Source organism: Streptomyces sp. NPDC048650 (assembly GCF_043199095.1).
Taxonomy (GTDB): domain Bacteria; phylum Actinomycetota; class Actinomycetes; order Streptomycetales; family Streptomycetaceae; genus Streptomyces.
Map to the genome: position 1 here is coordinate 445,967 of NZ_JBICVM010000003.1, position 26,083 is coordinate 472,049.

20 protein-coding genes are annotated in these 26,083 nt (G+C 73.6%); 13 read left to right on the forward strand and 7 right to left on the reverse strand.

What is annotated here, in order from left to right; translation table 11 throughout:
- Positions 1 to 18: 18 nt before the first annotated feature.
- The 4 genes from ACGFML_RS11285 (at position 19) to ACGFML_RS11300 (ending at position 5,902) form a co-directional block, all read left to right on the forward strand.
- Positions 19 to 849 carry a hypothetical protein gene (locus tag ACGFML_RS11285; protein WP_393542355.1) on the forward strand — a complete coding sequence of 277 codons (831 nt, stop codon included), beginning with the start codon at positions 19 to 21 and terminating at the stop codon, positions 847 to 849.
- Between the two features lie 177 nt (positions 850 to 1,026).
- Positions 1,027 to 1,872 carry a DegV family protein gene (locus ACGFML_RS11290; RefSeq protein WP_393542356.1) on the forward strand — a complete coding sequence of 282 codons (846 nt, stop codon included), beginning with the start codon at positions 1,027 to 1,029 and terminating at the stop codon, positions 1,870 to 1,872.
- 641 nt (positions 1,873 to 2,513) lie between these two features.
- Entirely contained in the window at positions 2,514 to 3,251 is a 738-nt protein-coding gene (locus tag ACGFML_RS11295; protein WP_393542358.1) for a helix-hairpin-helix domain-containing protein, read from the forward strand.
- Positions 3,248 to 5,902 carry a ComEC/Rec2 family competence protein gene (locus tag ACGFML_RS11300; RefSeq protein WP_393542360.1) on the forward strand — a complete coding sequence of 885 codons (2,655 nt, stop codon included), beginning with the start codon at positions 3,248 to 3,250 and terminating at the stop codon, positions 5,900 to 5,902. The genes ACGFML_RS11295 and ACGFML_RS11300 overlap by 4 nt, the downstream gene beginning before the upstream one ends.
- Here the strand turns inward: ACGFML_RS11300 and ACGFML_RS11305 are convergent.
- Both ACGFML_RS11305 and ACGFML_RS11310 read right to left on the reverse strand, forming a co-directional pair.
- Positions 5,832 to 6,416, reverse strand: coding sequence for a substrate-binding domain-containing protein (locus ACGFML_RS11305; protein ID WP_393542361.1), 585 nt, complete (start codon positions 6,414 to 6,416; stop codon positions 5,832 to 5,834). The two genes, ACGFML_RS11300 and ACGFML_RS11305, sit on opposite strands and share 71 nt — an antisense overlap.
- A gap of 30 nt (positions 6,417 to 6,446) precedes the next feature.
- Positions 6,447 to 6,701 carry a hypothetical protein gene (locus tag ACGFML_RS11310; RefSeq protein ID WP_393542362.1) on the reverse strand — a complete coding sequence of 85 codons (255 nt, stop codon included), beginning with the start codon at positions 6,699 to 6,701 and terminating at the stop codon, positions 6,447 to 6,449.
- 84 nt (positions 6,702 to 6,785) lie between these two features.
- Between ACGFML_RS11310 and holA the strand changes: the two genes are divergently transcribed.
- On the forward strand, positions 6,786 to 7,772 hold the full coding sequence (gene holA / locus ACGFML_RS11315) for a DNA polymerase III subunit delta (RefSeq protein ID WP_393542364.1): 987 nt from the start codon (positions 6,786 to 6,788) through the stop codon (positions 7,770 to 7,772).
- A gap of 104 nt (positions 7,773 to 7,876) precedes the next feature.
- Here holA and ACGFML_RS11320 read toward each other — a convergent pair whose 3' ends face one another.
- Both ACGFML_RS11320 and rpsT read right to left on the reverse strand, forming a co-directional pair.
- The gene (locus ACGFML_RS11320; RefSeq protein ID WP_393542365.1) at positions 7,877 to 8,671 is read right to left on the reverse strand and encodes a hypothetical protein; all 795 of its coding nucleotides are present in this window, start codon (positions 8,669 to 8,671) and stop codon (positions 7,877 to 7,879) included.
- A 485-nt stretch (positions 8,672 to 9,156) separates the two neighbouring features.
- Entirely contained in the window at positions 9,157 to 9,423 is a 267-nt protein-coding gene (gene rpsT, locus ACGFML_RS11325; RefSeq protein WP_393542367.1) for a 30S ribosomal protein S20, read from the reverse strand.
- A 255-nt stretch (positions 9,424 to 9,678) separates the two neighbouring features.
- Here rpsT and lepA point away from each other — a divergent pair, with 255 nt between their 5' ends.
- The 4 genes from lepA (at position 9,679) to hemW (ending at position 17,401) form a co-directional block, all read left to right on the forward strand.
- Entirely contained in the window at positions 9,679 to 11,544 is a 1,866-nt protein-coding gene (lepA, locus tag ACGFML_RS11330; protein WP_393542369.1) for a translation elongation factor 4, read from the forward strand.
- A 348-nt stretch (positions 11,545 to 11,892) separates the two neighbouring features.
- Entirely contained in the window at positions 11,893 to 13,782 is a 1,890-nt protein-coding gene (locus ACGFML_RS11335) for an AMP-dependent synthetase/ligase (protein ID WP_393542371.1), read from the forward strand.
- A gap of 256 nt (positions 13,783 to 14,038) precedes the next feature.
- Complete coding sequence (locus ACGFML_RS11340) at positions 14,039 to 16,153, forward strand: SpoIIE family protein phosphatase (RefSeq protein WP_393542373.1); 2,115 nt, start codon at positions 14,039 to 14,041, stop codon at positions 16,151 to 16,153.
- Positions 16,154 to 16,168: 15 nt separating this feature from the next.
- Positions 16,169 to 17,401, forward strand: coding sequence for a radical SAM family heme chaperone HemW (gene hemW / locus ACGFML_RS11345; RefSeq protein WP_393542375.1), 1,233 nt, complete (start codon positions 16,169 to 16,171; stop codon positions 17,399 to 17,401).
- A 123-nt stretch (positions 17,402 to 17,524) separates the two neighbouring features.
- On the opposite strand, the gene ACGFML_RS11350 is transcribed toward hemW, so the two are convergent.
- On the reverse strand, positions 17,525 to 18,352 hold the full coding sequence (locus ACGFML_RS11350) for a DUF3097 domain-containing protein (protein ID WP_393542376.1): 828 nt from the start codon (positions 18,350 to 18,352) through the stop codon (positions 17,525 to 17,527).
- 40 nt (positions 18,353 to 18,392) lie between these two features.
- Positions 18,393 to 19,130, reverse strand: coding sequence for an MBL fold metallo-hydrolase (locus tag ACGFML_RS11355; protein WP_393542378.1), 738 nt, complete (start codon positions 19,128 to 19,130; stop codon positions 18,393 to 18,395).
- A gap of 206 nt (positions 19,131 to 19,336) precedes the next feature.
- On the opposite strand from ACGFML_RS11355, the gene hrcA reads away from it, so the two are divergent.
- The 4 genes from hrcA (at position 19,337) to ACGFML_RS11375 (ending at position 23,415) form a co-directional block, all read left to right on the forward strand.
- Positions 19,337 to 20,353 (forward strand): heat-inducible transcriptional repressor HrcA, encoded by a 1,017-nt coding sequence (gene hrcA / locus ACGFML_RS11360; RefSeq protein WP_393542379.1) that lies wholly within the window; start codon positions 19,337 to 19,339, stop codon positions 20,351 to 20,353.
- A 2-nt stretch (positions 20,354 to 20,355) separates the two neighbouring features.
- Positions 20,356 to 21,495 carry a molecular chaperone DnaJ gene (dnaJ, locus tag ACGFML_RS11365; protein ID WP_393542381.1) on the forward strand — a complete coding sequence of 380 codons (1,140 nt, stop codon included), beginning with the start codon at positions 20,356 to 20,358 and terminating at the stop codon, positions 21,493 to 21,495.
- An 85-nt stretch (positions 21,496 to 21,580) separates the two neighbouring features.
- On the forward strand, positions 21,581 to 22,675 hold the full coding sequence (locus ACGFML_RS11370) for a nitronate monooxygenase (protein ID WP_393542383.1): 1,095 nt from the start codon (positions 21,581 to 21,583) through the stop codon (positions 22,673 to 22,675).
- Entirely contained in the window at positions 22,672 to 23,415 is a 744-nt protein-coding gene (locus ACGFML_RS11375) for a 16S rRNA (uracil(1498)-N(3))-methyltransferase (RefSeq protein ID WP_393542385.1), read from the forward strand. The genes ACGFML_RS11370 and ACGFML_RS11375 overlap by 4 nt, the downstream gene beginning before the upstream one ends.
- 122 nt (positions 23,416 to 23,537) lie before the next feature.
- Here ACGFML_RS11375 and ACGFML_RS11380 read toward each other — a convergent pair whose 3' ends face one another.
- Positions 23,538 to 26,015 carry a hypothetical protein gene (locus ACGFML_RS11380; RefSeq protein WP_393542387.1) on the reverse strand — a complete coding sequence of 826 codons (2,478 nt, stop codon included), beginning with the start codon at positions 26,013 to 26,015 and terminating at the stop codon, positions 23,538 to 23,540.
- Between the last annotated feature and the right edge of the window lie 68 nt (positions 26,016 to 26,083).

A 26,083-nucleotide genomic window follows, 5' to 3' on the forward strand; every position in this document is an offset into this window, starting at 1 on the left:
GACCGCTGGGGAGAGCTCATGGAAGTGGCCGTCGCCGTCTTCGCGCTGCTTTTCGTGCTGTTCGTCGCGGCCGGAGTGATCGTCACGGTCAAGGCGGTCCAGGCGACCAAGCGCGGTGTGGACCGCAGGGTCGCCCAGGCCCGGCGCACCGTCGAGGACACCGGCCTGCGGGCCCGCCAGTTCACCCAGCCGGGGGTGGTCGGCGAGCTGGCGCAGCTGCGGCTGTCGCTGCGCACCTCCATGCGCGCCACCCAGGACGTGCTGCGGGCCGGCGCACCGGACGACGCCTCCCTCACCGAGGCGGCAAGCCTCTTCGAGCGCCTCAGTGCGCATGGCCGCGAGCTGGACGACGAGCTCAGACGCCTGGAGCGCGAGCCCGACCGGGGCACCATCGCGGCCCGGTTGCCGGATCTGCGCGAGCGGACGGAGAGGATCACCCACTCCGCGGAGTCGCTGCGCTGGGCGGCCCGCGACCGGGCCCGGAAGTTCGCCGACGACGATCTCGCGTCGCTGAGCGACCAGATCGATGTCGAGGCGGGTGCGCTGCGGCACTGGACACGGGATCCGCTGGACGAACCGGCACCCGGAGCGGCCGGGGAGCCCGGCGAGGAGCCGGTGTCGACGGCGGACGCTGCCGGTGGCCCGCGCTCCTGGGGGACGCCGGCCGCCGAGACGCCGTCGCTCACGGCCCGGGATCCGCGGGCCAGGCCCGCCCACGTGTGGGAGAAGGAGCCGCAGGCGGAGGCCCATCCGCGAACCGACGGAGCAATGGGGGCCGAGGGAGCGCGGCGACCGGGCGGCCCGCGGTGGACGCGCGGCGCGTCGGACAGAGGAGACCGGCCGACCTGACCGCGTCCCCCACCACGGGGTCGGAGGAGTGGGGTGGGGGCGGGGCGGGGAGAAGGAGCCCTGGGGCTGTTCCGGCGCCCACGCACGGCGTCTTGGCGGAGCCTTGGCGAAACCTGGAGGATCTTGGGGAGGGGCCCGCACTGTCGGGTGCCGGGTTCCCCGGCTAACCTCCCAGTCATGTCCCGCCATGTCGCCATCGTCACCGATTCCACGGCCTACCTGCCGCGGGCGGCAATCGAGCGTCACCGCATCACGGCCGTACCGCTGACCGTCGTCCTGGGGGACCAGGCCCTGGAAGAGGGCACCGAGATCTCCGCGAGATCCGTTGCCCAGGCCCTGCAGAAGCGCCGTGCGGTGACCACCTCGCGGCCCAGCCCGGCGACCTTCGCCGACACCTATCGGGCGGTCGCGGCGGGCGGTGCGAGCGGCATCGTCTCGCTGCATCTCTCCTCGGAGTTCTCCGGCACCTACGACGCGGCGGTGCTCGCGGCCAGGGAAGCCCCGGTGCCGGTACGGGTCGTGGACACGGGCATGGTCGCGATGGCCCTCGGGTTCTGCGCCCTGGCGGCGGCGGAGGTGGCGGAGAGCGGTGGCGACGTGGACGAGGCGGTGGCGGCCGCGGAGAAGCGTGCCGCGGGCACGTCCGCCTATTTCTACGTCGACACCCTCGACTACCTGCGGCGCGGCGGCCGGATCGGGGCGGCACAGGCACTGTTCGGCTCGGCGCTGGCCGTCAAGCCGATCCTCCAGCTCGCCGACGGGCGGATCGAACTGCTGGAGAAGGTCCGTACGGCGTCCAAGGCCATCGCACGGCTGGAGGAGATCGCCGCGGAGCGGGCGGGGGAGGGCGAGGTCGATATCGCGGTTCATCACCTCGCCGCGGCCGAGCGCGCGGACGCGCTGGCCCAACGGCTTCGGGAGCGAGTGCCGGGCCTCGGCGAACTGCACGTGAGCGAGGTGGGCGCGGTGATCGGCGCGCACACCGGGCCTGGGCTGCTGAGTGCTGTGGTGTCGCCGAGGTGAGTGTGGAGCAGGTGGCTTCCGAGGGTGACGTAGTTGTCCACAACTGGCCGGCTGTCCACGGAAATTGAGGCCGCTCGGCGGGATCGGCGCGAGGTCCTTAGCGTCGGGGCATGACCTCTCGATCAGCTTCGTCGTCCGTGTTCGTTTCCGCCCTTCCGCCGCTCCCGGGCCGGTCGACCGCGGCCTCTTCGACTGCGGTTCCGCCGGCTGCGGCGCGTTCAGCTGCGGCCCCTCCGGCCGTGGCTCATTCGTCTGCGTCTGCGTCTGCGTCTGCGTCTGTACCTGTACCTGTGGCTGCGTCTGTACCTGCGCCTGGGCCGTCCGTGCCCCCTGTGCCGTCCGCGGCCCGCGCGCTGTCGGTCCGGGAGCGGGCCGCCGCGTTGTTCGACGACGTGGGGGTGGGGGACGCCGCCCGGGGCCCGTTGGTGACACCGGGCTCGCCGGGCTCGCCGGGCTCGCCGGGCTCGCCGGGCTCGCCGGGCTCGCCGGGCCCGTGGGATCTGCCGGACCTGCCGGACCTGCCGGATCCACCGGCCCCGCCACACCGCCGGCATGACCCGCGGACGGCCCGCCCGGACGAACCGCCGCCGGGGCCGCGCGGTCGGGCGGGCCCGAGCCGACGGGAGCGGGTGTGTCTCGCGGTGCGTGAACGACTGCCGTTGTGGGTGCAGTTGCGCTGCGGCACCGACCCGAAGGCGCTCGCCGCCCTGGCGCTGGTCCTCGCGGTGGCCGTGGGCTTCGCCGTACAGCACTTCTGGGGTGCCCGGCCCGAGCCGGTGCGCGCCCCGGCGGTCACGCGGGCGGACGGAGCATCGGGCCCCGGCTCCCCGTCGGTCTCTTCCGCGCCGCCGGGGCCGCCGTCCCTGTCGTCGCCGGGCTCGGTGGTAAGCGGGCAGCCGGGAGGCACGGGACGTGAGCTGGTGGTCGATGTCACGGGCAAGGTGCGGCACCCGGGGGTGCGGCGGCTGCCCGCCGGATCCCGGGTGACCGACGCGTTGCGGGCTGCCGGCGGGATCTTGCGCGGTGCGAGCAGCCGCGGGCTGAACCGGGCGCGGCTGCTGACGGACGGCGAGCAGATCGTGGTGGGTGGGGCGGGGGAGGGGGCTGCGGCGGATGCCGCGGGCGCAGCGGCGGAGGAGGGCGCTGCCGGGGGCGACGGAATGCCCGGCGGCGGGGGCGGGCCGGGTGCGCCGGTCAGCCTGAGCACCGCGACCGAGCAGCAGCTCGACACCCTGCCCGGGGTGGGGCCGGTCCTCGCTCGGCACATCATCGAATTCCGTACCCAGCACGGCGGATTCACCGCCGTCGAACAGCTCCGTCAGGTCACCGGAATCGGCGACCGCCGGTTCGCCGATCTCCGTCCCCTGGTGCAGCCGTGACCACGCCCCGAGCCTCGGTGCACGCCGCGGCGGAGTCACACCACGGCTCCCCGGACCCACAGCAGGAGGGCCCGACCGATCTCCGCCTGGTCGCGCCGGCGCTGGCGGCTTGGGGCGCCGCGGCGGTGGGCCTGGGCGCACCGGGCGGCGGGGTGGCAGTGGCCTGTGCCGGCGCCGTGGTCCTCGCGGTGCTCGTGCTGTGGGTGGCGGTGGTGCGCCGCCGCGGCGGCTCAGGTCGGAGCGCACCGGTCGGCGCGTTCGTCGCCCTGGCGGCGGTGTTGTCGTGCGCGGCGGCCGGGGCCGCGTCGGCGGCGCTGCACGCGGCGGATCTGCGGCGGGGGCCACTGCCCGGCTGGGCGCAGCGGTATGCGCGGGTCGAGGCCGAGCTGACGGTGACCGGCGACCCCCGAGTGACCCGGCCCCGGGTGCGCGGGTCCCAACGAACGCCTCCGGCGCTCGTGTTCACCGCCGATGCCGTCCGGGTCACCGCCCCGGACGGTGCGGTGACCGCCGTCCGGACGCCGACGCTGGTGGTGGTGCGGGGCCGGGGCGGGGGCGCGCCGTCCGGCGGCAGGGCGGGTGCCGGGTCGTCCCCGGCGTGGCGGACGCTGCTGCCGTCGACCCGGATCCGGGTGGTGGCGCGCGCCGCCCCGCCGCTGTCACCGGCCGACCAGGTCGCCGCCGTACTACGGGTCGACGCCGATGCGCCGCCCGTCAGGACGGGATCGCCGTCCCCCTTGCAGCGGCTGGCCGGGAGCCTGCGTGCCGGCCTTCGGGAGGCGACCGACGGGGTGCGGCCGGACGCCCGTGCGTTGCTGCCGGGCCTCGTGGTGGGCGACACCTCACGGGTGCCGCCGGACCTGGACGACGCCTTCCGGGCCACCGATCTGACGCATCTGCTCGCCGTCTCGGGCAGCAATCTGACCATCGTGCTCGCCCTGTTGATCGGCCCGCCCCATCTCGCGCTTCGTGCCGAACGCCGGGGTCTGGCCCCGCGCCTGGGCCTGTCGCTGCGGAGCACCGCGCTCATCGGCGGCGCCCTCGCGCTCGCCTTCGTCGCGGTGTGCCGACCGGATCCGAGTGTGCTGCGCGCGGCAGCCTGCGGGCTGATCACCCTGCTGGCGATCGGCACCGGCCGCCGGCGCTCCCTGCTCCCCGCGCTCGCCGCCGCGGTCCTGCTGCTGGTGCTCTACGACCCCTGGCTCGCCCGCAGTTACGGGTTTCTGCTCTCCGTACTGGCGACCGGTGCGCTGCTCCTGCTCGCCCCGCGCTGGAGCGCCGCCCTGCAGCGGCGCCGGGTGCCGGCCCGCCTGGCGGAGGTGGTGGCCGCGGCGGCCGCCGCACAGGCGGTCTGCGCACCCGTGGTCGTGGTGCTCTCCGCCCGGGTCGGGCTGGTCGCCGTGCCCTGCAATCTGCTCGCCGAACTGGTCGTGGCCCCGGCCACCGTGCTCGGCTTCGCCGTCCTCGCGGTCGCCCCTCTCGCCCCGCCGGCCGCACAGGCGCTGGCCTGGTGCGCGGCCTGGCCGGCCGAAGCCATCGCCGGCATCGCCCGAGCGGGGGCGTCGATGCCGGGAGCGGAGCTCGGGTGGCCGGGCGGCTGGCCGGGCGGCCTGCTGCTGGCCGCCGTCACCGTCGTTCTGATCACGGCCGGCCGTCGGGTGTTGCACCATCGCTGGCTCTGCGTGCTGTGCGCCCTGGCCCTGGTTCTGGCGATCTGCCGTCCGGCTCCGTTCACCCGCATTCTCACCGGCTGGCCACCGCCGGGATGGCTGGCCGTGGCCTGCAATGTCGGGCAGGGCGACGGTCTGGTCCTGGCCGCCGGGGACGGTACGGCACTGGTGGTCGACACCGGCCCCGAGCCCCGCGCCATCGACCGCTGCCTGACCGACCTGGGTGTCCGGCGCATCCCGCTGCTCGTCCTCACACACTTCCACGCCGACCATGTGGACGGCCTCCCCGGTGTGCTGCGTGGCCGTGCCGTCGGGGCCATCGAGACCACCTCGCTCCAGGAGCCCCCGGGGCAGGCCGAGTTCGTCCGCCGCCGGGCCGCGGCCGCCCGGGTGCCGGTCATCGTCGCCGCACCGGGGGAACGCCGCCGCCTGGGCCGGCTGGCCTGGGAAGTGCTCTGGCCGCCGGGCCCCGCGACGCCGGGGGTGCCCGGCCCGGCCGCCGTCCCCTCACCGCCCCTCCCGGGCCCCAACGACGCCAGCGTCACCCTGCTCGTCCGGACGGGCGGGCTGACCCTCCTTCTGCTCGGTGACCTCGAACCGCCGGCACAGCAGGCCCTGTTGGCAGCCCACCCGGAGCTGTCTGCGGTGGACGTCCTCAAGGTGGCGCACCACGGCTCCGCCTACCAGGACCCGCAGCTGATGCGACGGCTGGCGCCGCGGCTGGCGCTGATATCCGCCGGTGCCGGCAACCCGTACGGCCATCCGGCGCCCCGTACCGTCGCGGCGCTGCGTGCCCAGGGCGCCCGGGTGCTGCGCACCGACACCGACGGCTCCGTCGCGGTCCTGGGTTCCCGGGACCGGTTGACCGCGACGGTCCGGGGTCGCCGGATCCGGGCCGGGCGGCGGAGGCTCAGGGGCGGCAGACGTCGTCCGGCAGGCTCTGCCGGTCGGCGCAGGGGATGTGCTTGTACATCCGCATGATGTTCTTCGCCGTGTCGGAGTCCATGAACGCCAGGAACTTCGCGGTCAGTGAGCCGTCCTCGGGCCGCCCGTAGGTGTAGAGGTACTCCACCGTCCAGAAGGGGTAGTCCCGTTGCCGTCCCCACTCGATGTCCGGCTCGTGCCCGTCGAGCCGCACGCTGACCAGATGAGGACGGTTCGCCGCCGCGTGGACCTCGGCGTAGCCGATCGCCCCCGGCACCCGGTCCACCGCATCCAGCAGGCTCTTGGTGCTGTTCACCTCGCAGCGGGTCAGGCGTGCTCGCTCGTCGCGGTCCTTGTCACCGCAGTCGTACGACGACACCACGCCCGGCTCCGAGCGGTGCAGCACCGCTGTCTCGAACGCCCGGCGGGTGCCCGATCCGGCGTCCCGGCTCACCAGGCGGATCGGCAGGTCGTTGCCGCCCAGCTGCTTCCAGTTGGTGTACGTCCCGTCGTAGATCCTGCGGAGCCGAGCGAGGGTGAGGTCCTCGACCCCGGCCTTCTCGTTCGCCACGAGACCGAGCAGGGCCGCGGTAGGCAGGCGCTACTCCGCCTCGCGCCAGCCCTCGTATGCCGCCGCGAGGCCGTCCAGATGCGCCGGGTCGAGGGCTGCGGTCGGGTCCTCGACCACCACCAGCCACTGTGCGTCCTCCGCGTCGTCCTCGCCGGCCAGCGCGTCGCGCAGGAGCTGGGGCTCCTCGGCCAGGCCGAAGTCCTCGGCCAGTTGCTCCGCCAGCTCCTCCGCCGCATCGCGGTCGGGCAGCACCAGGACATGTCGTAGGTGTTGTGCATCGCTCACCGCACCATTGTCGGGCAGCGGGAGCGGCAGCGGGAGCGTGGGCCGGGACGGCGGTGTCGGTGGGCCGTGGGATGCTGGACCGCGATGGCCAGGAAGACAGCTCACGACGACCCGCTCGCCCCCGTCACGATCGCCGTGGGCCAGGAAGACCTGCTCCTCGACCGTGCCGTGCAGCAGGTGGTGGCGGCCGCCCGCGCCGCCGACGCCGACACCGATGTCCGCGACCTCACCTCCGACCAGCTGCAGCCCGGCACTCTCGCCGAGCTCACCAGCCCCTCGCTCTTCGCCGAGCGCAAGGTCGTGGTGGTGCGCGGGGCGCAGGACCTCTCGGCGGACACCGTCAAGGACGTCAAGGGGTATCTGGGCGCGCCCGCCGAGGAGATCACGCTCGTCCTGGTGCACGCCGGCGGCGCCAAGGGCAAGGGCCTGCTCGATGCCGCCCGCAAGGTCGGCGCGCGCGAGGTGGCCTGTCCCAAGATGACCAAGCCGGCGGACCGGCTGGCGTTCGTCCGGGGCGAGTTCCGCGCGGTGGGGCGCTCCGCGACGCCGGAGGCGTGCCAGGCGCTGGTCGACTCGATCGGCAGCGATCTGCGCGAGCTGGCCTCGGCCTGCTCGCAGCTGACCGCCGACATCGAGGGCACGATCGACGAAGCCGTGGTCGCGCGCTACTACACCGGCCGGGCCGAGGCGTCGAGCTTCACGGTCGCGGACCGCGCCGTCGAGGGCCGTGCCGCCGAGGCCCTGGAAGCGCTGCGCTGGGCGATGTCGACCGGCGTCGCCCCCGTCATGATCACCAGCGCGCTCGCCCAGGGCGTCCGCGCGATCGGCAAGCTGGCCTCCGCCCCGCGCGGCGCCCGCCCCGGCGACCTCGCCCGCGAGCTGGGCATGCCGCCGTGGAAGATCGACCGGGTGCGGCAGCAGATGCGGGGCTGGTCGGCGGACGGCGTGGCCACGGCGCTACGGGCGGTCGCCGCGGCCGACGCGGGCGTCAAGGGCGGCGGGGACGACCCCGAGTACGCCCTGGAGAAGGCCGTCGTCGCCATCGCCCGCGCGGCCCGCTCGCATCGCTGACCGTCCGACTGCGGAGCCCGCGGGCCGAGCCACGCCCGGAGCCGGAGGAGACGCCGGCGAGTGTGTCGCCATCCCTGGCCAGGACCTGATCCGAACGACACCCCCTAGCGGTGCGCGGCGGTCCGCAGCTGCTCCAGGGTGTCCCGCGCGCTGGTCTTCAGCATCGTCGCCACCTCGTCGCCGGTCGGCTGGGTGCCGGTGGTGGTGCTGGAGGTGTAGTTCGACCACGTCGACTGATACGTCATCCAGCCGTCCCGCACGCCGAGGATCATGTATGTGTTGCTGGTGCCGCCGTCGGTCCCCTTCTGGGTCACCAGATACGCCTCGTCGCCGATGCCGGTGACCGGCTCGACGCGGTAGTCGACCGTGGTCGCCTGCTTCTCGTACGCCCGGTAGCCGGCTGCGAACTCCGGGCCGGGGTCGCTCCGCCGGTGCAGGGTCGCGGTGTTGTAGAGCCAGGTCGAGGAGTACGCGGAGCTGCTCGTGCTCTGCCCCTTCAGCGTGACGTTGCACCACATGGTGTCCACGGACTTCTGCTGGGAACCGCTGTGCTGGGGATTGGCGGTGGCGGTCGAGCCGGTGCTGCCGTTCTCCTCGACGGTGAAGTCGGCGTTCTTGAACGGTGTCAGCGCGACGTCCGCGCACAGGTTGTCGGTGTACGCGTAGCCCGCCAGATCAGGGTCCGGCTCCGAGGAGAAGGCGCCGGTGGCGAACAGCACGGAGCCCCAGACCGCGGAGGCGGCGACCGCTCCGAGGACGGCCCACACCCACCCGGACACGCCACGGCCCGTGCCGCCCGCCGAGCCCGGCAGCGCCGGCGGCAGCGGCGGATAGCCGTACGCCCCCGGTGCCGGCGCTCCGTACCCGCCGGGCGCCTGGATTCCGTAGTCGCCGTGCACCGGCCCGAAGGCACCGGCCTGTGGTGCGCCGGGAGCGGCAGGCGCGCCCGGAGTGCCGGGTGCGCCGACCGCGGCAGGTGCGCCGGCTGTCGCAGGTGTGTCGGACGCGGCGGGAGCGGCGGGCGGAGTGGATGCGTTGGGTGCGCCGGATACGTTGGATGCGCCTGGTGCGGCATAAGGGTTGTCTGGGTTGTTCTGTTCCCCCGAGAGCGACATGCCCGAAGATTAGCGGACAAGCGTCCGCCGCGGACCCCTCCCGGGCAACGAAAAACCCCGCCTCCGCTCCGGGGAAGGAGCGTGGCGGGGCATCCGTATCAAGCATGCGCGGCCTGGTCGGCGGAAGCCGCCGGGCCGGGTGCGCCGCACCCGCGTGGCGAACGCAGGCCGTGTGCGGCGCGGTGGTGCACCGGTCAGGGAGCGGAGAGAGGGGCCGCTGGATCCCTGTCGGCAGGGGACTGCCGTGCGGCAGTCGGTCGATCGAAGGGTCAGCCCTTGAGGCCGGAGACCTTCTTGGCCAGCGCCGACTTCTTGTTGGCGGCGGCGTTCTTGTGGATGACACCCTTGCTGACGGCCTTGTCGAGCTTCTTGGCAGCCTCGGCCTGGGCGGTGGTGGCCTTCTGCAGGTCACCGGCCTCCACGGCCTCACGGGTGCGACGGATCGCGGTGCGGAGAGTGGACTTGACAGCCTTGTTGCGCTGACGAGCCTTCTCGTTGGTCTTGATCCGCTTCATCTGGGACTTGATGTTCGCCACGAAAGAGCCTTTTCAGGTTGGAGTTTCGAGTTGCGCCTCGTACGAGAGAGGGCACGAAGCGCAGTGGACCAGGCTACCAGCAGGGCCCGTGGCGCCCCAAAACGGTGCCCCGGTCGCACGGGGAACGCCTCCCGGGGGCCGGCCGGCGCCGTTCACAGACCGCCCAAACCGGACCGCGCCCCCCGCTCATGGGACGATGGGGGAGACGTCATACACCCGAGTCCCGCCTACCCGCGTTCACTGAATGGACCCTGCGTGCCCGCGACCCCTACGAACGTGCCGGAGCCGAGCCGTACCGACCCGGCTCTCCTCCGTAACTTCTGCATCATCGCGCACATCGACCACGGCAAGTCGACGCTCGCCGACCGGATGCTCCAGCTCACCGGTGTCGTCGACCAGCGGCAGATGCGCGCGCAGTATCTCGACCGCATGGACATCGAGCGCGAGCGCGGCATCACGATCAAGTCCCAGGCGGTCCGACTGCCCTGGGCGCCGTCCGAGGGCGAGGAGGACAGTGGTACCACCCACATCCTCAACATGATCGACACCCCGGGCCACGTCGACTTCACCTACGAGGTCTCCCGCTCCCTCGCCGCGTGCGAGGGCTGCATCCTCCTCGTCGACGCCGCCCAGGGCATCGAGGCCCAGACCCTCGCCAATCTCTACCTGGCGATGGAGAACGACCTCACGATCATCCCCGTGCTCAACAAGATCGACCTGCCGGCCGCCCAGCCCGAGAAGTTCGCCCTCGAGCTGGCCAACCTCGTCGGCTGCGAGCCCGGTGACGTCCTCAAGGTGTCCGCCAAGACCGGCGTCGGCGTGCCCGAGCTGCTGGACCGGGTGGTCCGCGAGGTCCCGGCCCCGGTCGGCGTGAAGGACGCCCCCGCCCGCGCGATGATCTTCGACTCGGTCTATGACGCCTACCGCGGTGTCGTGACCTACGTGAAGGTCGTCGACGGCACGCTCGGCAAGCGTGAGCGCATCAGGATGATGTCGACGGGCGCGGCGCACGAGCTGCTGGAGATCGGGACGAACTCCCCCGAGATGAAGCCGGCCGACGGGCTGTCCGTCGGTGAGGTGGGCTACCTCATCACCGGTGTGAAGGACGTCCGGCAGTCCAAGGTCGGCGACACGATCACCCAGTTCAACAAGGGCGCGACCGAGGCGCTGGGCGGCTACAAGGACCCCAAGCCGATGGTGTTCTCGGGGCTGTACCCGCTGGACGGCTCGGACTACCCGGAGCTGCGCGAGGCGCTGGACAAGCTCCAGCTCAACGACGCCGCCCTGGTCTACGAACCGGAGACCTCCGCGGCCCTGGGCTTCGGCTTCCGCGTCGGCTTCCTCGGCCTGCTGCACCTCGAGGTCGTCCGGGAGCGCCTGGAGCGCGAGTTCGGCCTCGACCTGATCGCCACCGCGCCGAACGTCGTCTACCGGGTGGACATGGAGGACGGCACCGAGCACACCGTCACCAACCCCAGTGAGTTCCCGGTCGGCAAGATCGACCGGGTGCACGAGCCGGTCGTAAGGGCCACGATGCTGGCGCCGAGCGAGTTCATCGGCGCGATCATGGAGCTGTGCCAGACCCGCCGCGGCACGCTGCTGGGCATGGACTACCTCTCCGAGGACCGGGTCGAGATCCGCTACACCCTGCCGCTCGCCGAGGTCGTCTTCGACTTCTTCGACCAGCTCAAGTCCAAGACCCGCGGCTATGGCTCGCTGGACTACGAGCCCACCGGCGAGCAGATCTCCGAGCTGGTCAAGGTCGACATCCTGCTGCACGGCGACAAGGTGGACGCGTTCTCCGCGATCACCCACAAGGACAAGGCGTACGCGTACGGCGTGCGGCTGGTCGCCAAGCTGCGCGAGCTCATCCCGCGGCAGGGCTTCGAGGTGCCGATCCAGGCCGCCATCGGCGCCCGGGTCATCGCCCGTGAGACGGTCCGCGCCATCCGCAAGGACGTCCTCGCCAAGTGCTACGGCGGTGACATCTCCCGTAAGCGGAAGCTGCTGGAGAAGCAGAAGGAAGGCAAGAAGCGGATGAAGATGGTCGGCAGCGTGGAGGTTCCGCAGGATGCCTTCATCGCGGTGCTGTCCTCGGACGACGGCGACAAGAAGAAGTAGCCGCCGGCGGTGACACGGGCAGGGCGTCGCTCCTCGGGGGGCGGCGCCCTGTCGTCCGTTGTCGTCTGTCCGGGTGGGTACCGGCGTGTATGCGGCGTGCGTCCCCGGGCTCCACGGGACGTTGCGTAATCGTTCCGTGCATACCGCGATACGGCCTGTGACCTGGAGTTTTGCTCTCGGCGTAGCGCGTCGGCGGGCGATGTGCGTGCTTGCGCACCTATCGCACTGGTCACATCGTCAACGAGTCGGCCGCAGCCCCTTACGTGTCGGCGCCACGCGCTCTAGTCTGATCACTGCTCAAAGGTTACTCGCGAGTCACCAGCAACGAAGCGGGCCCCGGAGGATGCCGTGACGGACACCCACACGCTGATCGACAACCGGCCGCCCTCGGTGGCGACCCTCTTCCTGGAGCGGGTGGCGGCCACGCCCGATACCGAGGCCTACCGCTATCCCGTCCCCCCGGCCTCGGGGGGCGGCCCCGACGACTGGAAGTCGCTCACCTGGGCCGATGCCGCGCAGCGGGTGCACGCCATCGCGGCCGGCCTGATCGCACTGGGCATCGAGCCCGAGGAGCGGGTGGCGCTGGCGGCCAACACCCGCGTCGAATGGATCCTCGCCGACCTCGGTGTGCTGTGCTCCGGCGCCGCCACCACCACGGTCTACCCCAGCACCAACACCGAGGAGACGGCCTACATCCTGGCCGACTCCGGCAGCCGGGTGTTGATCGCCGAGGACGCCGGGCAGCTCGCCAAGGCCCGCGAGCATCGCGCCGAACTCCCCGGGCTCGCACATGTCGTGGTCATCGACGAGGCGGCCGCCCAGCCCGCCGAGGGTGACCCCGACGGCTGGGTGCTCTCGCTCGCCGATCTGGAGAAGCGCGGCGCCGCCCAACTCCAGGCCGAGCCCGACTGCGTCACCGACCGGGTCGCCGCCCTGCGCGCCGACCAGCTGGCGACGCTGATCTACACCTCGGGCACCACCGGCCGCCCCAAGGGCGTGCGGCTGCCGCACGACTGCTGGTCGTACATGGCGCGCGCGATCCAGTCCACCGGGCTGGTCACCGCGGAGGACGTGCAGTACCTCTGGCTGCCGCTGGCACACGTCTTCGGCAAGGTGCTCACCGCCGGGCAGATCGCGACCGGCCAGGTGATCGCCGTCGACGGCCGGGTCGACAAGATCATCGAGAATCTGCCGATCGTGCGGCCGACGTACATGGCCGCCGTGCCGCGGATCTTCGAGAAGGTCTACAACGGCGTCGCGGCCAAGGCCCGGGCGGGCGGTGGCGCGAAGTACAAGATCTTCCAGTGGGCGGCGGAGGTGGCCCGCGAGTACGCGAAGGCCTCGCAGGACAACTTCCGGCGCACCGGCAGCACCTCGGTGCCCTTCGCGCTCGGGGCCAAGCACAAGGTCGCCGACGCGCTCGTCTACGCCAAGCTGCGCGAGGCCTTCGGCGGCCGGCTGCGCGCCGCGGTGTCCGGCTCGGCCGCGCTCTCACCCGAGATCGGCTACTTCTTCTCCGGCGCCGGCATCCACATCCTGGAGGGCTACGGCCTGACGGAGTCCAGCGCGGCCAGCTTCGTCAACCCCGGCGAGGCCTACCGCACCGGCACCGTCGGCAAGCCGCTGCCCGGCACCGAGGTGCGGATCGCCGAGGACGGCGAGATCCTGCTGCGCGGCCCCGGCATCATGCAGGGCTACCACGGCCTGCCCGACAAGACCGCCGAGGTGCTGGAGGCGGACGGCTGGTTCCACACCGGCGACATCGGCGAACTGTCCGCGGACGGCTATCTGCGCATCACCGACCGCAAGAAGGACCTGATCAAGACCTCCGGCGGCAAGTACATCGCGCCGGCCGAGGTCGAGGGCCAGTTCAAGGCGGTCTGTCCGTTCGTCTCCAATGTGCTGGTGCACGGCGCCAACCGGAACTTCTGCACCGCGCTGATCGCCCTCGACGAGCCGACGATCATGACCTGGGCGAAGGAGCACGGCCTCGGCGCCAAGGGATACGCCGAGCTCGTCGCCACCGACCAGGTCCGCGAGCTGATCGACGGCTACGTCGAGCGGGTCAACGAGGGCCTGCAGCGCTGGCAGCAGATCCGCAAGTTCCGGCTGCTGCCGCGTGACCTGGACATCGAGCACGGCGAGGTGACCCCCAGCCTCAAGGTCAAGCGGCCGGTGGTGGAGCGGGCATTCAAGGACCTGCTCGAGGAGATGTACGCCGGCAGCCGCGAGGCGTAGCGGGCGGCCCGGGTGCGGGCGATGGTCCGGGGCGACGTAGCGCCGCCCCGGACCATGCCGCCGGCCGCCCGCCGCCCGGCCCCTCGGGCTGCCCCGGGCGCGGCCCGGACCCGCCGGCCAACTCCCCTGGAGGGTCAGCCGAATCACCCCCCATTGGGCACCGACTTCCGTGACTCCGCGCTTATGGACGCGCTCGGTCTGTCACTCTGTCGGTGGCGCATCCGGCGCTGATGCGGAGCTGCTCGGGAGTTGGTCAATGAGGACGACAACTTCATCACCACCGGACGACGTCACCGGCGGCGCCGCCGCGGCGCGCACCCCGGCCGGCGGCGGCTCCCGTGGCGGACACCCCCACTCCCGTGCCGCCTGTCTGCCCGGTGACCCGCGGGCCGCGGCCGCCGCCCGGCAGTTCGTCCGGGCCGTGTTCACCGAGTGGGCGGCCGAGCGGCTGCCCGGCTCCCAGGACCTCACCGACCGCCTCGCCGACGAAGCGGTGCTGCTGGTCAGCGAGTTGGTCACCAACGCCGTGGTGCACGCGGGCACCGCCGTCGAACTCCGCTGCCGGCTGGAACCGCCGGCCGGGCCGGATCCGTACGCGATCCCGGCCCCGGCGGGGGACCCCGACCCGTACCCGTACCCGCACCCGGGGCCGGACCCCGGCGACGCGGCCGCGCCGGAGCGGGCCGGTGTCGTCGTCGAGGTCTCCGACCACCACCCGGCCCGGCCGGTGCGCGCCCGTGAGGAGGCCCCGGCGCCCGACGGAGGCGGCCACGGGCTCCAGCTGATCAGCGCGGTCGCCGAGTCCTGGGGCATCACCTACCGCCGCGCCATGAAGACCGTGTGGTTCCGGCTGTCCGCCGACGCGCGGCCGGAGCCGGACGGCGTCTACGACAACCAACTGCTCCAGCGCGGGCTGCGGGCCGCCGAGCTCCTGGCACCCACCCCGCGCCGCGCCGTCCGACAGACCTCCGAGGGCGACTGGGTGCACCGCGGCGCCCTCTCCTTCCTCGCCGAGGCGTCCGATCTGCTCTCCGGCCAGCTCGACGCCGACCAGGTCGCCTCCCTCGCCGCCCAGCTGGCCGTGCCGCGGCTGGCCGACTGGTGCGCGGTGTGGCTCTGCGACGGCGACGGCGGGGCGCCCGGGCGCGGCATCGAGGCGGACGGTGAGGCGCAGCGGCTCGCCCGCGTCTGGCACTCCAGCGAGAGCCGGATCGATTCGCTGCGCGTCGCCCTGGAGAAGGACCCGCCGCCGGTGTCCGGCGGGGACACCGGCCTGAGCAGCACGCCCGTCGCCGTCCGCTGGCCCTGGCCGCCGGAGCCCGGCGGCTACGGCCCCGGGGGCGCGTCCCTGGCCTGCCCGCTGGTGGCCGGCGGCCGGCGGCTCGGCACCCTGCTGCTCGGCCGGGCCGGGCTGCTGCGGTTCCCCGACGAGGTGGTCGGCCTGGTGGAGGACCTGTGCCGCCGGGTCGCCCGCGCCATGGCCACCGCCCGCGCCTACAGCCGGCAGGAGCGCATCAGCCAGGTCCTGCAGCGCCGGTTGTTGCCCCGCGGCCGCGCCCAGGTGCCCGGGGTGGCGTCGGCCGTGGTCTACGAACCCCGCGAGGGCGCCTGGGCGGGCGGCGACTTCTGGGACCTCTTCGACGCCGGTGACGGCCGCTGGTGCTTCGCCCTCGGCGACGTCTGCGGCAGCGGCCCCGAGGCCGCGGCGGTGACGGGCCTGGCCCGCCCCGTGCTCCGGCTGCTGGCCCGCGACGGCTTCGGCGTCGCCGACGTCCTCGACCGCCTCAACAAGACCATGGCCCGGGAGGCCGCGGACTCCGTCGCGGCGGTCGCGGCGGCCGTGGCGGCGGCCGGGGCGGGCGCCGAGGCCCCCGTCGAGATCCGCGACGAGGGCGAACAGGCCCGCTTCCTGTCCCTGCTGTACGGCGAGATCGTCCCGTACCACGGCGGCTCCGGCGGGGCCCGCTGCACGCTCGCCAGCGCCGGCCATCCACTGCCGCTGGTGCTCGGCGCGGACGGCGCGGTGCGCGTGGCCGCGGCGCCCCAGATGCTGCTGGGCGTGGTCGAGGACGCGGCCTATGTCAGCGAGTCCTTCGACCTCTGCGCCGGGGAGACGCTGCTGTGCGTGACCGACGGCGTGACCGAGCGCCGCTCGGGCCGGCGCCTGTTCGACGACGAGGACGGCCTGGCCACCGCGCTCGCCGCCTGCCGGGGGCTGGGCGCCACCGCCGTCGCGGAGCACATCCGCAGCACGGTGCACGCCTTCGCGCCGACGCCGCCGGACGACGACCTGGCGCTGCTGGTGCTCCAGGCCGCCGGGGCGGCGGAAGGGGGGAGCGGGGCGGACCCGTCCGGGCCGCCGCTCCCATGACGGACAATGGACCCCATGCCTTCCGCACTGCCTGATGGTGAGCCGATGCCCGAGGACGGGGCGCTGCCCCGTCATGCGCTGACGGGGGCGGCCGACCGGCCCCTCGGCTTCTATCTGCACGTGCCGTACTGCGCGACCCGCTGCGGCTACTGCGACTTCAACACCTACACCGCCAGCGAGCTGCGCGGCTCCGGCGGCGCCCTGGCCTCCCGCGACAACTACGCCGACCACGTCGTCGAGGAGATCCGGCTGGCCCGCAAGGTGCTCGGCGACGACCCGCGGCCCGTCGAGACGGTCTTCGTCGGCGGCGGCACCCCGACCCTCCTCCCGGCCGCCGACCTCGGCCGGATGCTGGCGGCGATCCGCGACGAATTCGGCCTCGCCCCGGGCGCCGAGATCACCACCGAGGCCAACCCGGAGTCCGTCGATCCGCGCTACCTCGCCGAGCTGCGCGCGGGCGGCTTCAACCGTGTCTCCTTCGGCATGCAGAGCGCCCGGCAGCACGTCCTGAAGATCCTCGACCGCACGCACACCCCCGGCCGCCCCGAAGCCTGCGTCGCCGAGGCCCGCGCCGCCGGCTTCGACCACGTCAACCTCGACCTGATCTACGGCACCCCCGGCGAGACCGACGACGACTGGCGCGCCTCCCTGGACGCGGCCCTCGGCGCCGGTCCCGACCACATCTCCGCCTACGCCCTGATCGTCGAGGAGGGCACCCAGCTCGCCCGCCGGATCCGCCGCGGCGAGGTCCCGATGACCGACGACGACGTCCACGCCGACCGCTATCTGATCGCCGAGGAGTGCCTCGCCGCCGCCGGGTTCACCTGGTACGAGGTCTCCAACTGGGCCACCACCGACGCCGCCCGCTGCCGCCACAACGAGCTCTACTGGACCGGTGCCGACTGGTGGGGCGCCGGCCCCGGGGCCCACAGCCACGTCGGCGGGGTCCGCTGGTGGAACGTCAAGCACCCCGGGGCCTACGCCCAGGCCCTGGCCGAGGGCCGCTCCCCGGGCGCCGGCCGCGAGATCCTGCCGGACGAGGACCGGCGGGTGGAGCGCATTCTGCTGGAGCTGCGGCTGGTGGACGGCTGTCCGCTCTCCCTCCTCGCCCCGGCCGGGGCGAGGGCGGCGGCGCGGGCGCTGGCGGACGGGCTGCTGGAGCGCGGGCCGTACGACGACGGCCGGGCCGTTCTGACCCTCCGGGGGCGGCTGCTGGCCGACGCCGTGGTGCGGGATCTGGTGGACTGACCGCTCGTCGGGGTGCGGAGTCCGACTACGCGGTGAGCCGGACCAGCGGGTTCGGGTACCCCGTTCCGCTGGACCACCTCGGCTTCGAGCTGGCTGCCGCCGGATTCCCGCTGTCGTCCCCGGTCACGGGCAGCCGGTAACGAAGTCGATCAACTCCTCCACCCGCCCGAGGAGTTGCGGCTCCAGGTCCTTGTAGGACCGCACGCAGCCCAGGATCCGCTGCCACGCCGCCCCCGTGTTCTCCGGCCAGCCCAGCGCCCGGCACACCCCCGTCTTCCAGTCCTGCCCGCGCGGGACGCGCGGCCACGCCGCGATGCCCACCGACGACGGTTTCACCGCCTCCCACACGTCGATGTACGGGTGGCCCACCACCAGCGCATGCTCCCCGGTCACCTCGGCCGCGATCCGGGACTCCTTCGAGCCGGGCACCAGATGGTCCACCAGGACGCCGAGGCGAGCATCCGGGCCGGGGGAGAAGCCGCGCACGATCGCCGGCAGGTCGTCGATGCCCTCCAGGTACTCCACGACCACGCCCTCGATGCGCAGGTCGTCGCCCCACACCCGCTCGACCAGCTCCGCGTCGTGCCGCCCCTCCACGTAGATGCGCCCGGCGCGGGCGACCCGGGCGCGGGCGCCGGGCACGGCGAGCGAGCCGGACGCGGTACGGGCCGGACCGGCCGGCGCCGGGCCGCTCTGCGGGCGGACGAGGGTGACGACGCGGCCCTCCAGGAGGAAGCCGCGCGGCGCCATCGGGAAGACCCGGTGCTTGCCGAAGCGGTCCTCCAGGGTGACCACCGGGCCCTCGGCCGACTTCTCGCAGCGGATCACGGCGCCGCAGAAGCCGGTGGTGACCTCTTCGACGACGAGGTCGGGATCGGCCGGTACTTCGGGGGCCGGGCGCTGCTTCTTCCAGGGCGGGGTGAGGTCGGGGCCGTACTGCTTGCTGCGCATGGGTCCGGTTCTCTCGTGGCGTCGGTAGTGGGGCGGGTGGTCAGGGGGACGGCGGCGTGCCGAAGCGAACGGTGAGGGCGTCGCGCTGCGCCCGTACGAAGGCCGCGTCCACGGTGGCGCCGTGCCCCGGTACGTACACCGCCTCCTCGCCGCCGAGGGACAGCAGGCGGTCCAGGGCCGCCGGCCACTGCTGGGGCATCGCGTCCAGTCCGGCGCTCGGCTCGCCGGACTCCTCGACCAGGTCGCCGCAGAAGACGATCTCGCGGGCGCCGCCCCGGCCCGGTACGAGGACGGCCAGATCGTGGGCGGTGTGCCCGGGGCCGACATTGGCGAGCAGGACCTGCCGGTCGCCGAGGTCGACGGTCAGTTCGCCGTGCACGTGATGGTGCGGGCCGACCAGGAGGTCGGCGGCCTCCGCGGCGGCCTCCCGGCCGACGCCGTGCCGTACCGCGTCCCGCCGCAGCTCGTCCCCCTCGCGCCGCAGCAGATCGGCGAGTCCCGCGGCGCCGAACACCTCGACGCCGGAGAAGGCGGCGGTGCCCAGCACATGATCGAAATGCGGGTGGGTGAGCGCGACATGCGTCACTTCCCGGCCCAGCACGCCGCGGATGGCGCGGCGCAGATCGGCGCCGTCGCGCAGGGTCGCGCCGGTGTCGACGATCATCACCCCGGTCGATCCGGCGATCACGCCGACGGTCTCGTCCCAGCCCGGCATCCGGCGTCGGGCGACTCCGTCACCGAGCCGTTCCCACCCGGCCTCTTCCCAAGCACTGTGCATACCGAGACGCTAGCTCCCTCGCGATAGCGTTGCCCGGCAGACCGGCCAGAACGGTCGATCACAGTCATCGGACGGCCGTTCATCGCGGCCGCCCTTGCCGGAGCTGTGCTACCCGGCCGTACACTGGGCTTCCGGGTCTGGCACTCGGCCCGCGTGAGTGCCAGGAGTGACGAGACGGCGACGCAGCAGGACTGGAGGTGCGCACCATGCTCAGTGAACGCAGGCTCGAAGTACTGCGTGCCATCGTCCAGGACTATGTCGGGACGGAGGAGCCGGTCGGCTCCAAGGCCCTCACCGAGCGCCACCAGCTGGGCGTCTCCCCGGCCACGGTCCGCAACGACATGGCGGCCCTGGAGGACGAGGGGTTCATCGCGCAGCCGCACACCAGCGCCGGGCGGATCCCCACGGACAAGGGCTACCGCCTCTTCGTCGACAAGCTGGCCGGCGTCAAGCCGCTGTCCTCCCCGGAGCGGCGGGCCATCCAGAACTTCCTCGACGGCGCCGTCGACCTCGATGACGTCGTCGGCCGCACGGTCCGGCTGCTGGCGCAGCTCACCCGCCAGGTGGCGGTCGTGCAGTACCCGTCGCTGACCCGTTCCACGGTCCGCCATGTCGAGCTGCTGTCGCTGGCCCCGGCCCGGCTGATGCTCGTACTGATCACGGACACCGGGCGCGTCGAGCAGCGGCTGATCGACTGCCCGGCGCCGTTCGGTGAGACGTCGCTGGCGGATCTGCGGGCGCGGCTCAACAGCCGGGTCGTGGGGCGCCGGTTCGCGGATGTGCCGAAGTTGGTGCAGGATCTCCCGGAGTCCTTCGAGCAGGACGACCGCGGCACGGTCTCGACAGTGCTGTCGGTACTGCTGGAAACTCTGGTGGAGGAGACCGAAGAGCGGTTGATGATCGGCGGCACCGCCAATCTCACGCGCTTCGGGCACGATTTCCCCCTGACCATCCGGCCGGTGCTGGAGGCCCTCGAGGAGCATGTGGTGATGCTCAAGCTGCTCGGAGAGGCCAAGGACTCGGGCATGACCGTACGTATCGGGCATGAGAATGCTCATGAAGGCCTGGCGTCCACATCGGTCGTCACGGTCGGCTACGGTTCGGGCGACGAGGCAGTCGCCAAACTCGGCGTGGTCGGACCGACCCGCATGGACTACCCCGGAACGATGGGAGCGGTACGCGCAGTGGCACGTTACGTCGGACAAATCCTCGCGGAGTCGTAAAAGTGGCCACGGACTACTACTCGGTCCTCGGCGTCAGCCGTGACGCCTCGCAGGACCAGATCAAGAAGGCCTTCCGCCGGCTGGCGCGCGAGCTGCACCCGGACGTGAACCCGGACCCGAAGACCCAGGAGCGGTTCAAGGAGATCAACGCCGCTTACGAGGTGCTGTCGGACCCGCAGAAGAAGCAGGTCTACGACCTCGGCGGCGACCCCCTCTCGCAGGCGGGCGGCGGCGGTGGCGCGGGCGGCTTCGGCGGCGCGGGCTTCGGCAACTTCTCCGACATCATGGACGCGTTCTTCGGCACCGCCTCGCAGCGCGGGCCGCGTTCGCGCACCCGCCGCGGCCAGGACGCCATGATCCGGCTCGACATCGAGCTGGGCGAAGCGGCCTTCGGCACGACCAAGGACATCCAGGTCGACACAGCCGTGGTCTGCACGACCTGCAGCGGTGAGGGTGCGGCGCCCGGCACCTCCGCCCAGACCTGCGACATGTGCCGCGGCCGCGGTGAGGTCTCCCAGGTCACCCGGTCCTTCCTCGGCCAGGTCATGACGTCGCGGCCGTGCCCGCAGTGCCAGGGCTTCGGCACGGTCGTGCCGACGCCGTGCCACGAGTGCGCGGGCGACGGCCGCATCCGCTCCCGCCGCACCCTGACCGTCAAGATCCCGGCCGGTGTCGACAACGGCACCCGGATCCAGCTGGCGGGCGAGGGCGAGGTGGGCCCCGGCGGCGGCCCGGCCGGTGACCTCTACGTCGAGATCCACGAGGTGGCGCACTCGGTCTTCCAGCGGCGCGGCGACGATCTGCACTGCACGGTCACCATCCCGATGACGGCGGCGGCGCTGGGCACGAAATGCCCGCTGGAGACCCTCGACGGAGTCGAGGAGATCGATGTCCGGCCCGGCACGCAGTCCGGCCAGTCGATCCCGCTGCACCAGCGCGGTGTGACGCATCTGCGCGGTGGCGGCCGCGGCGACCTGATCGTCCACGTCGAGGTGCAGACCCCCTCCAAGCTCGACCCCGAGCAGGAGGAGCTGCTGCGGCGGCTGTCCAAGCTGCGCGGCGAGGAGCGGCCCACCGGGCAGTTTCAGCCGGGACAGCAGGGGCTGTTCTCGCGGTTGAAGGACGCGTTCAACGGGCGGTAGACGCCCGGGAGCCGCAGCGGGTGACACCCGCTGCGTGCTCCGGCCCCGGTTCGGGGCGTGGCGGTGGGCGTGACACGATGTGGTCATGCCCACCGCGCTGACCGATCTCTGCCGCTACCCGATCGTGCAGGCCCCGATGGCGGGCGGCGCCGCCCGCCCGGAGCTCGCCGCCGCCGTCAGTGAGGCCGGCGGCCTCGGCTTCCTCGCCGCCGGTTACAAAACCGCCGACGGCATGTACCAGGAGATCAAACAGCTGCGCGGGCTGACCGGCCGCCCCTTCGGCGTCAACCTCTTCATGCCGCAGCCCAGCCTCGCCGATGCGGCCCCCGTCGAGGTCTACCGCGAGCAACTCGCGGGCGAAGCGACCTGGTACGAGAGCCCGATCGCCGAACTCGACCCCTACGGCGGCGCCGACGACGGCTACGAAGCCAAGCTGGCCATCCTGCGCGAGGACCCGGTCCCGGTCGTCTCCTTCGCCTTCGGCTGCCCCTCCCGCGCCGTGTTCGACGGCTTCGCCGAGGTCGGTACGTACACCATCGTGACGGTCACCACCGCGGCCGAGGCGCAGGCCGCGCAGTGGTCGGGCGCGGACGCGGTCTGCGTCCAGGGCATAGAGGCGGGCGGCCACCAGAGCACCCACCGCGACGACCCACAGGCCGACGGGACCGGCGCCGGCGTCGGGCTCCTCTCCCTGCTGGCCCAGGTCCACGAGGCCGTGCAGATCCCGATCATCGCCGCGGGCGGACTGATGCGTGGCTCGCAGATCGCCGCCGTACTGGCCGTGGGTGCCTCGATGGCGCAGCTCGGCACGGCCTTCCTGGTCACGCCGGAGTCGGGCGCCAACACCCTGCACAAGCAGGCCATGACCAACCCGCTGTTCACCCGCACCGAGCTGACCCGGGCGTTCTCCGGGCGTCCGGCCCGCGGCCTGGTCAACCGTTTCCTGCGCGAGCACGGCCCGTACGCCCCGGCCGCCTACCCCGCCGTCCACCACCTCACCTCCGGGCTGCGCAAGGCCGCGGCGAAGGCGGGCGACGCGCAGGGTATGGCGCTGTGGGCCGGACAGGGCCACCGGATGGCGCGCGAGCTGCCGGCCGGGCAGCTGGTGGAGGTGCTGTCGGCCGAACTCGACGTCGCACGCTCCGCGTTGAACCTCCCCGCAGGCGGTAGCGCGTCATGACCGCCCCCGTCTTCCTCGTCGACTCGATGGCGGACGTACGGGCCGGCGGCTCGCTGACCCTGGACGGCCCCGAGGGCCGGCACGCGGTGTCGGTGCGGCGGCTGCGGGTGGGCGAGGACATCGTGCTGACGGACGGCGCCGGCTCCGGCGCCGAGGGCACGGTCGCCGCGGTCGAGGGCAAGGACCGGCTGACCGTCACGGTGACGGACGTCCGCACCGAGGCCCCTCCGACGCCCACCCTCACCGTCGTCCAGGCGCTGCCCAAGGGCGACCGGGGCGAACTGGCCGTCGAGACGATGACCGAGACCGGCGTGGACGCCGTCGTGCCCTGGCAGGCGGCGCGCTGCATCACCCAGTGGAAGGGCGAGCGGGCCGCCAAGTCGCTGGCCAAGTGGCGCGCCACGGCCCGCGAAGCCGGCAAGCAGTCGCGCCGGCTCACCTTTCCCCGGGTCGCCGACCCGCTGACGACCCAGCAGGTGGCCGCCCTCCTCGCGGACGCCGCCTTCGCCGCCGTCCTCCACGAGGAGGGCAGCGCCCCCCTGGCCACCGCCGAACTCCCCACCGAGGGTTCGATCGTGCTCGTCGTCGGCCCCGAAGGCGGCGTGTCCCCCGAGGAGTTGGCGGCCTTCGCCGAGGCCGGTGCGCGGCCCTACCGCCTCGGTGCGACCGTGCTGCGCACCTCCACCGCCGGTACGGCCGCGACGGCGCTGCTGCTGGGTCGTACCGGACGCTGGAGCTGACCGCTCGCCCCGGGCCGCCGCTCCGGCGGTGGCCATCGGCTCGGTGACGGTGCCGGCGCCACGTCGTCGCTACCGGGTGGGTCCCGCCGGCCCCCTCACGGACAGCGCCGGGGCGCGCGGATTCAGGGGTGCACGCGGGCCACCGACCCTGCTGTCGCGACGAGTTCGGGCAGCGCGCCGGTGAACGTCGGCAGCAGTTGCAGACAGACGGCCCATGCCTCGACGTTCGCGGCCAGATGCTCCCGGGTGAGGGCCTCGGCGCGCGCCCGCACCGGCTCCCAGGCCGGGGCGCCGGCCTTCTCGCGGGCATACCGGCGCAGACAGCCGAGGGCCGCCGACGCGGGCGCCCCGTGGGTCAGGAGGTCGTCCGGGGCGAGCTTCCCGCACCGCAGCGCCCGGCCGATCCAGTCCGCTCCGTACTCGGGAACGGCAGCCAGGGCCGCCACCAGCAGTTCACGGGGGCAGTCCGGACGGTCCACCAGGGCCTCCGGAAGGCCGTCCGGGAGGGTGCCGGCGCCGAGTGCCGCCACGAGCGCGGGCCAGGGCGGCTCCATGCCCTCGGCGAGGAGGCGGTGCACCCGCTCCGCGGGGGTGCCGGCCGCATGGGCCAGAAAGGCCAGCAGCCGCTCCGGGGACTCTTCCTCGGCCAGCCGGGCCCGCAGCCGCGCCGGCCCGTCCGGGGCGTCGAGCAGCTGCTCGGTGTGCCGCCGCAGCAGCGCCGGGAGCCGGTCCATGGCCAGGACCTCCCGGACGGCGTCCGGGCCGCCGCGCTCCCACACGGCGGTCAGCAGCCGGAGCCGGGCGGCCGGCACATGGAGCCGCAGCCGACCGACGATCGTGCGGGCCACGCCGGTGTCGCCGGACTCCAGGCCGGCTGTCAGGCGGTCGCGGTGGTGGCTGACGCTGGTCTCCTCCAGGACGGCCAGCAGCTCGTCCGCTACGGGGCGGGTGCCGCCGCCGCGCAGCCGCCCGGCGAGCAGCCGCTCGCGCTCGCCCCGGGGGAGATCGGCGCAACGGAACAGCTGGGCGTCCACCGCCGGTTCGTCGAGATCGAGGAGGTGGGCCAGCTTCTCCTCGCACAGCTCGTCCGTGGCGGCCATCGCCACCTGCGCGGACAGGCCGTGCGCGGCGACGACGGCGTCGCGGACCGCCGGGGTGGGGTTGCCGTAGACGAGGAGGTGCTGGACGGCCCGCGCGTCCAGGTGCGGGACGACGGCGCTCTGCGCCTCCTCGGTGGCGCACTGGAACATGCCGAGGAACGCCGGCCGCGAGGAGTCCGACCGGACGGCCGGGAACTCCGCCTCCAGCGGCCGCGGCCAGCTGGTGTGGCGCTTCCTGCGGCCGGACGGCACGGCGGCGTCCGCGATCAGCTCGGCGACGGTGCCCCGGGCGCGGCCCGTCCGGGCGTAGCACGTCAGCCAGTTGACGGGGTCCGTGCCGAGTGGTGTGAGCAGCGCGGCGAGGGCCTTGCGGGTCGGTTCGTGGTCGTAGGGCAGGGTGTCCAGCACATACGCCGCCGGCCGCACCTCGGTCAGCACCCGCTCCACCGGCAGCCAGCCCTCGCGGATGCCGCGTCCGAGGGTGTGGTGGAGGATCATCCAGGTGGGGTCCGCGTCGGGGCCGGCGAGGGTGTCGAAGGGCAGTTCGGCGGCCCACCGGGCGGTGCCGCCGGGGTCGGCGCGGAAGCTCTCCCGCACCAGGGCGGCGGGGCAGCCCTCCCACTGGGCGAGCCGGAGCAGCCGACCGCCCGGGCGGAAGGTTGATCCGCGGCGGGTCTCGCTGTCGAAGGGGAGGCGCTCGTGCTCGCGCAGGATCAGCTCCCAGTCGAGACCCGCGGGCTTCACGGTGGGGTCCTTCCCGAGCCGGAGCGCGATCAGGGCACGTAGCTGCTCCGGGTCGGTCCACTCCCCGGCGGGCCGCCGCTCACGCAGGAAGGCCGCGGTGTCGGGTGCCTCCAGGGCCGCGTGCAACACGCCCGGCAGCCACGGGTGTCCGAGCCGGGCGTGCCGCGGCAGCCGCGGTATGCCGCCGGCCAGCGCCTCGATCCCCTCGGCGCCGGTCAGTTCCGCGAGGGTGCGGCAGGCGTCCAGGACCACGGGCGGCGGCAGGAACGGGCCCAGGGCGACCAGCGACTGGGCGATCAGACCGGGGAACGGGCCGGTCAGGGCGAGGACCAGCTCGACCTCCGTGGCCTCCTCGCCGAGCACCGCGACCAGGCTGTCCTCCCCGTCGTCCCAGGCCGGGTCCGCGGGGTCGGCGGCGCGGAAGACGGCCGGCAGCAGGCCGGGGAGGCGGTGCATCGCGCGGACCCTGACGTCGTCGTCCGGGCGGAATTGGGCGCTCCACAGGGCCCGCGCGAGGACCGGATCGCCGGTCGAGGCTGCCGCCAGGAGGAATTCCCCGGCGTCCGTGGCAAGCGCCGCCCGCAGCGCCGCGGGCTCCGGGCCGGTCAGCCGCACCACCAGCTCCTGGGAGAGCCCGAACCGATCGGCGAGGGCGGCCAGTAGCTCGGGGCGCAGTCGCTCGGTGAGCGCGTCGGCGGCGGCCGGTTCGGCGAGGCTCAGCGCGAGGCAGAGCGCGGAGCGGGAGCTGTCGGTCACGGGGGCGGTCCCTTCGGGGCGTGTGCGGCGCACGGCCGGCGATGTGCAACGCCGGTACGCGAACGATC

Bases quoted from the DNA above. Each gene is read 5' to 3' on its own strand.
- ACGFML_RS11285 (WP_393542355.1), top strand. From the start codon at position 19: ATGGAAGTGGCCGTCGCCGTCTTCGCGCTGCTTTTCGTGCTGTTCGTC.
- ACGFML_RS11290 (WP_393542356.1), top strand. From the start codon at position 1,027: ATGTCCCGCCATGTCGCCATCGTCACCGATTCCACGGCCTACCTGCCG.
- holA (WP_393542364.1), top strand. From the start codon at position 6,786: ATGGCCAGGAAGACAGCTCACGACGACCCGCTCGCCCCCGTCACGATC.
- ACGFML_RS11340 (WP_393542373.1), top strand. From the start codon at position 14,039: ATGAGGACGACAACTTCATCACCACCGGACGACGTCACCGGCGGCGCC.
- hemW (WP_393542375.1), top strand. From the start codon at position 16,169: ATGCCTTCCGCACTGCCTGATGGTGAGCCGATGCCCGAGGACGGGGCG.
- ACGFML_RS11350 (WP_393542376.1), bottom strand. From the start codon at position 18,352: ATGCGCAGCAAGCAGTACGGCCCCGACCTCACCCCGCCCTGGAAGAAG.
- ACGFML_RS11355 (WP_393542378.1), bottom strand. From the start codon at position 19,130: ATGCACAGTGCTTGGGAAGAGGCCGGGTGGGAACGGCTCGGTGACGGA.
- hrcA (WP_393542379.1), top strand. From the start codon at position 19,337: ATGCTCAGTGAACGCAGGCTCGAAGTACTGCGTGCCATCGTCCAGGAC.
- ACGFML_RS11370 (WP_393542383.1), top strand. From the start codon at position 21,581: ATGCCCACCGCGCTGACCGATCTCTGCCGCTACCCGATCGTGCAGGCC.
- ACGFML_RS11375 (WP_393542385.1), top strand. From the start codon at position 22,672: ATGACCGCCCCCGTCTTCCTCGTCGACTCGATGGCGGACGTACGGGCC.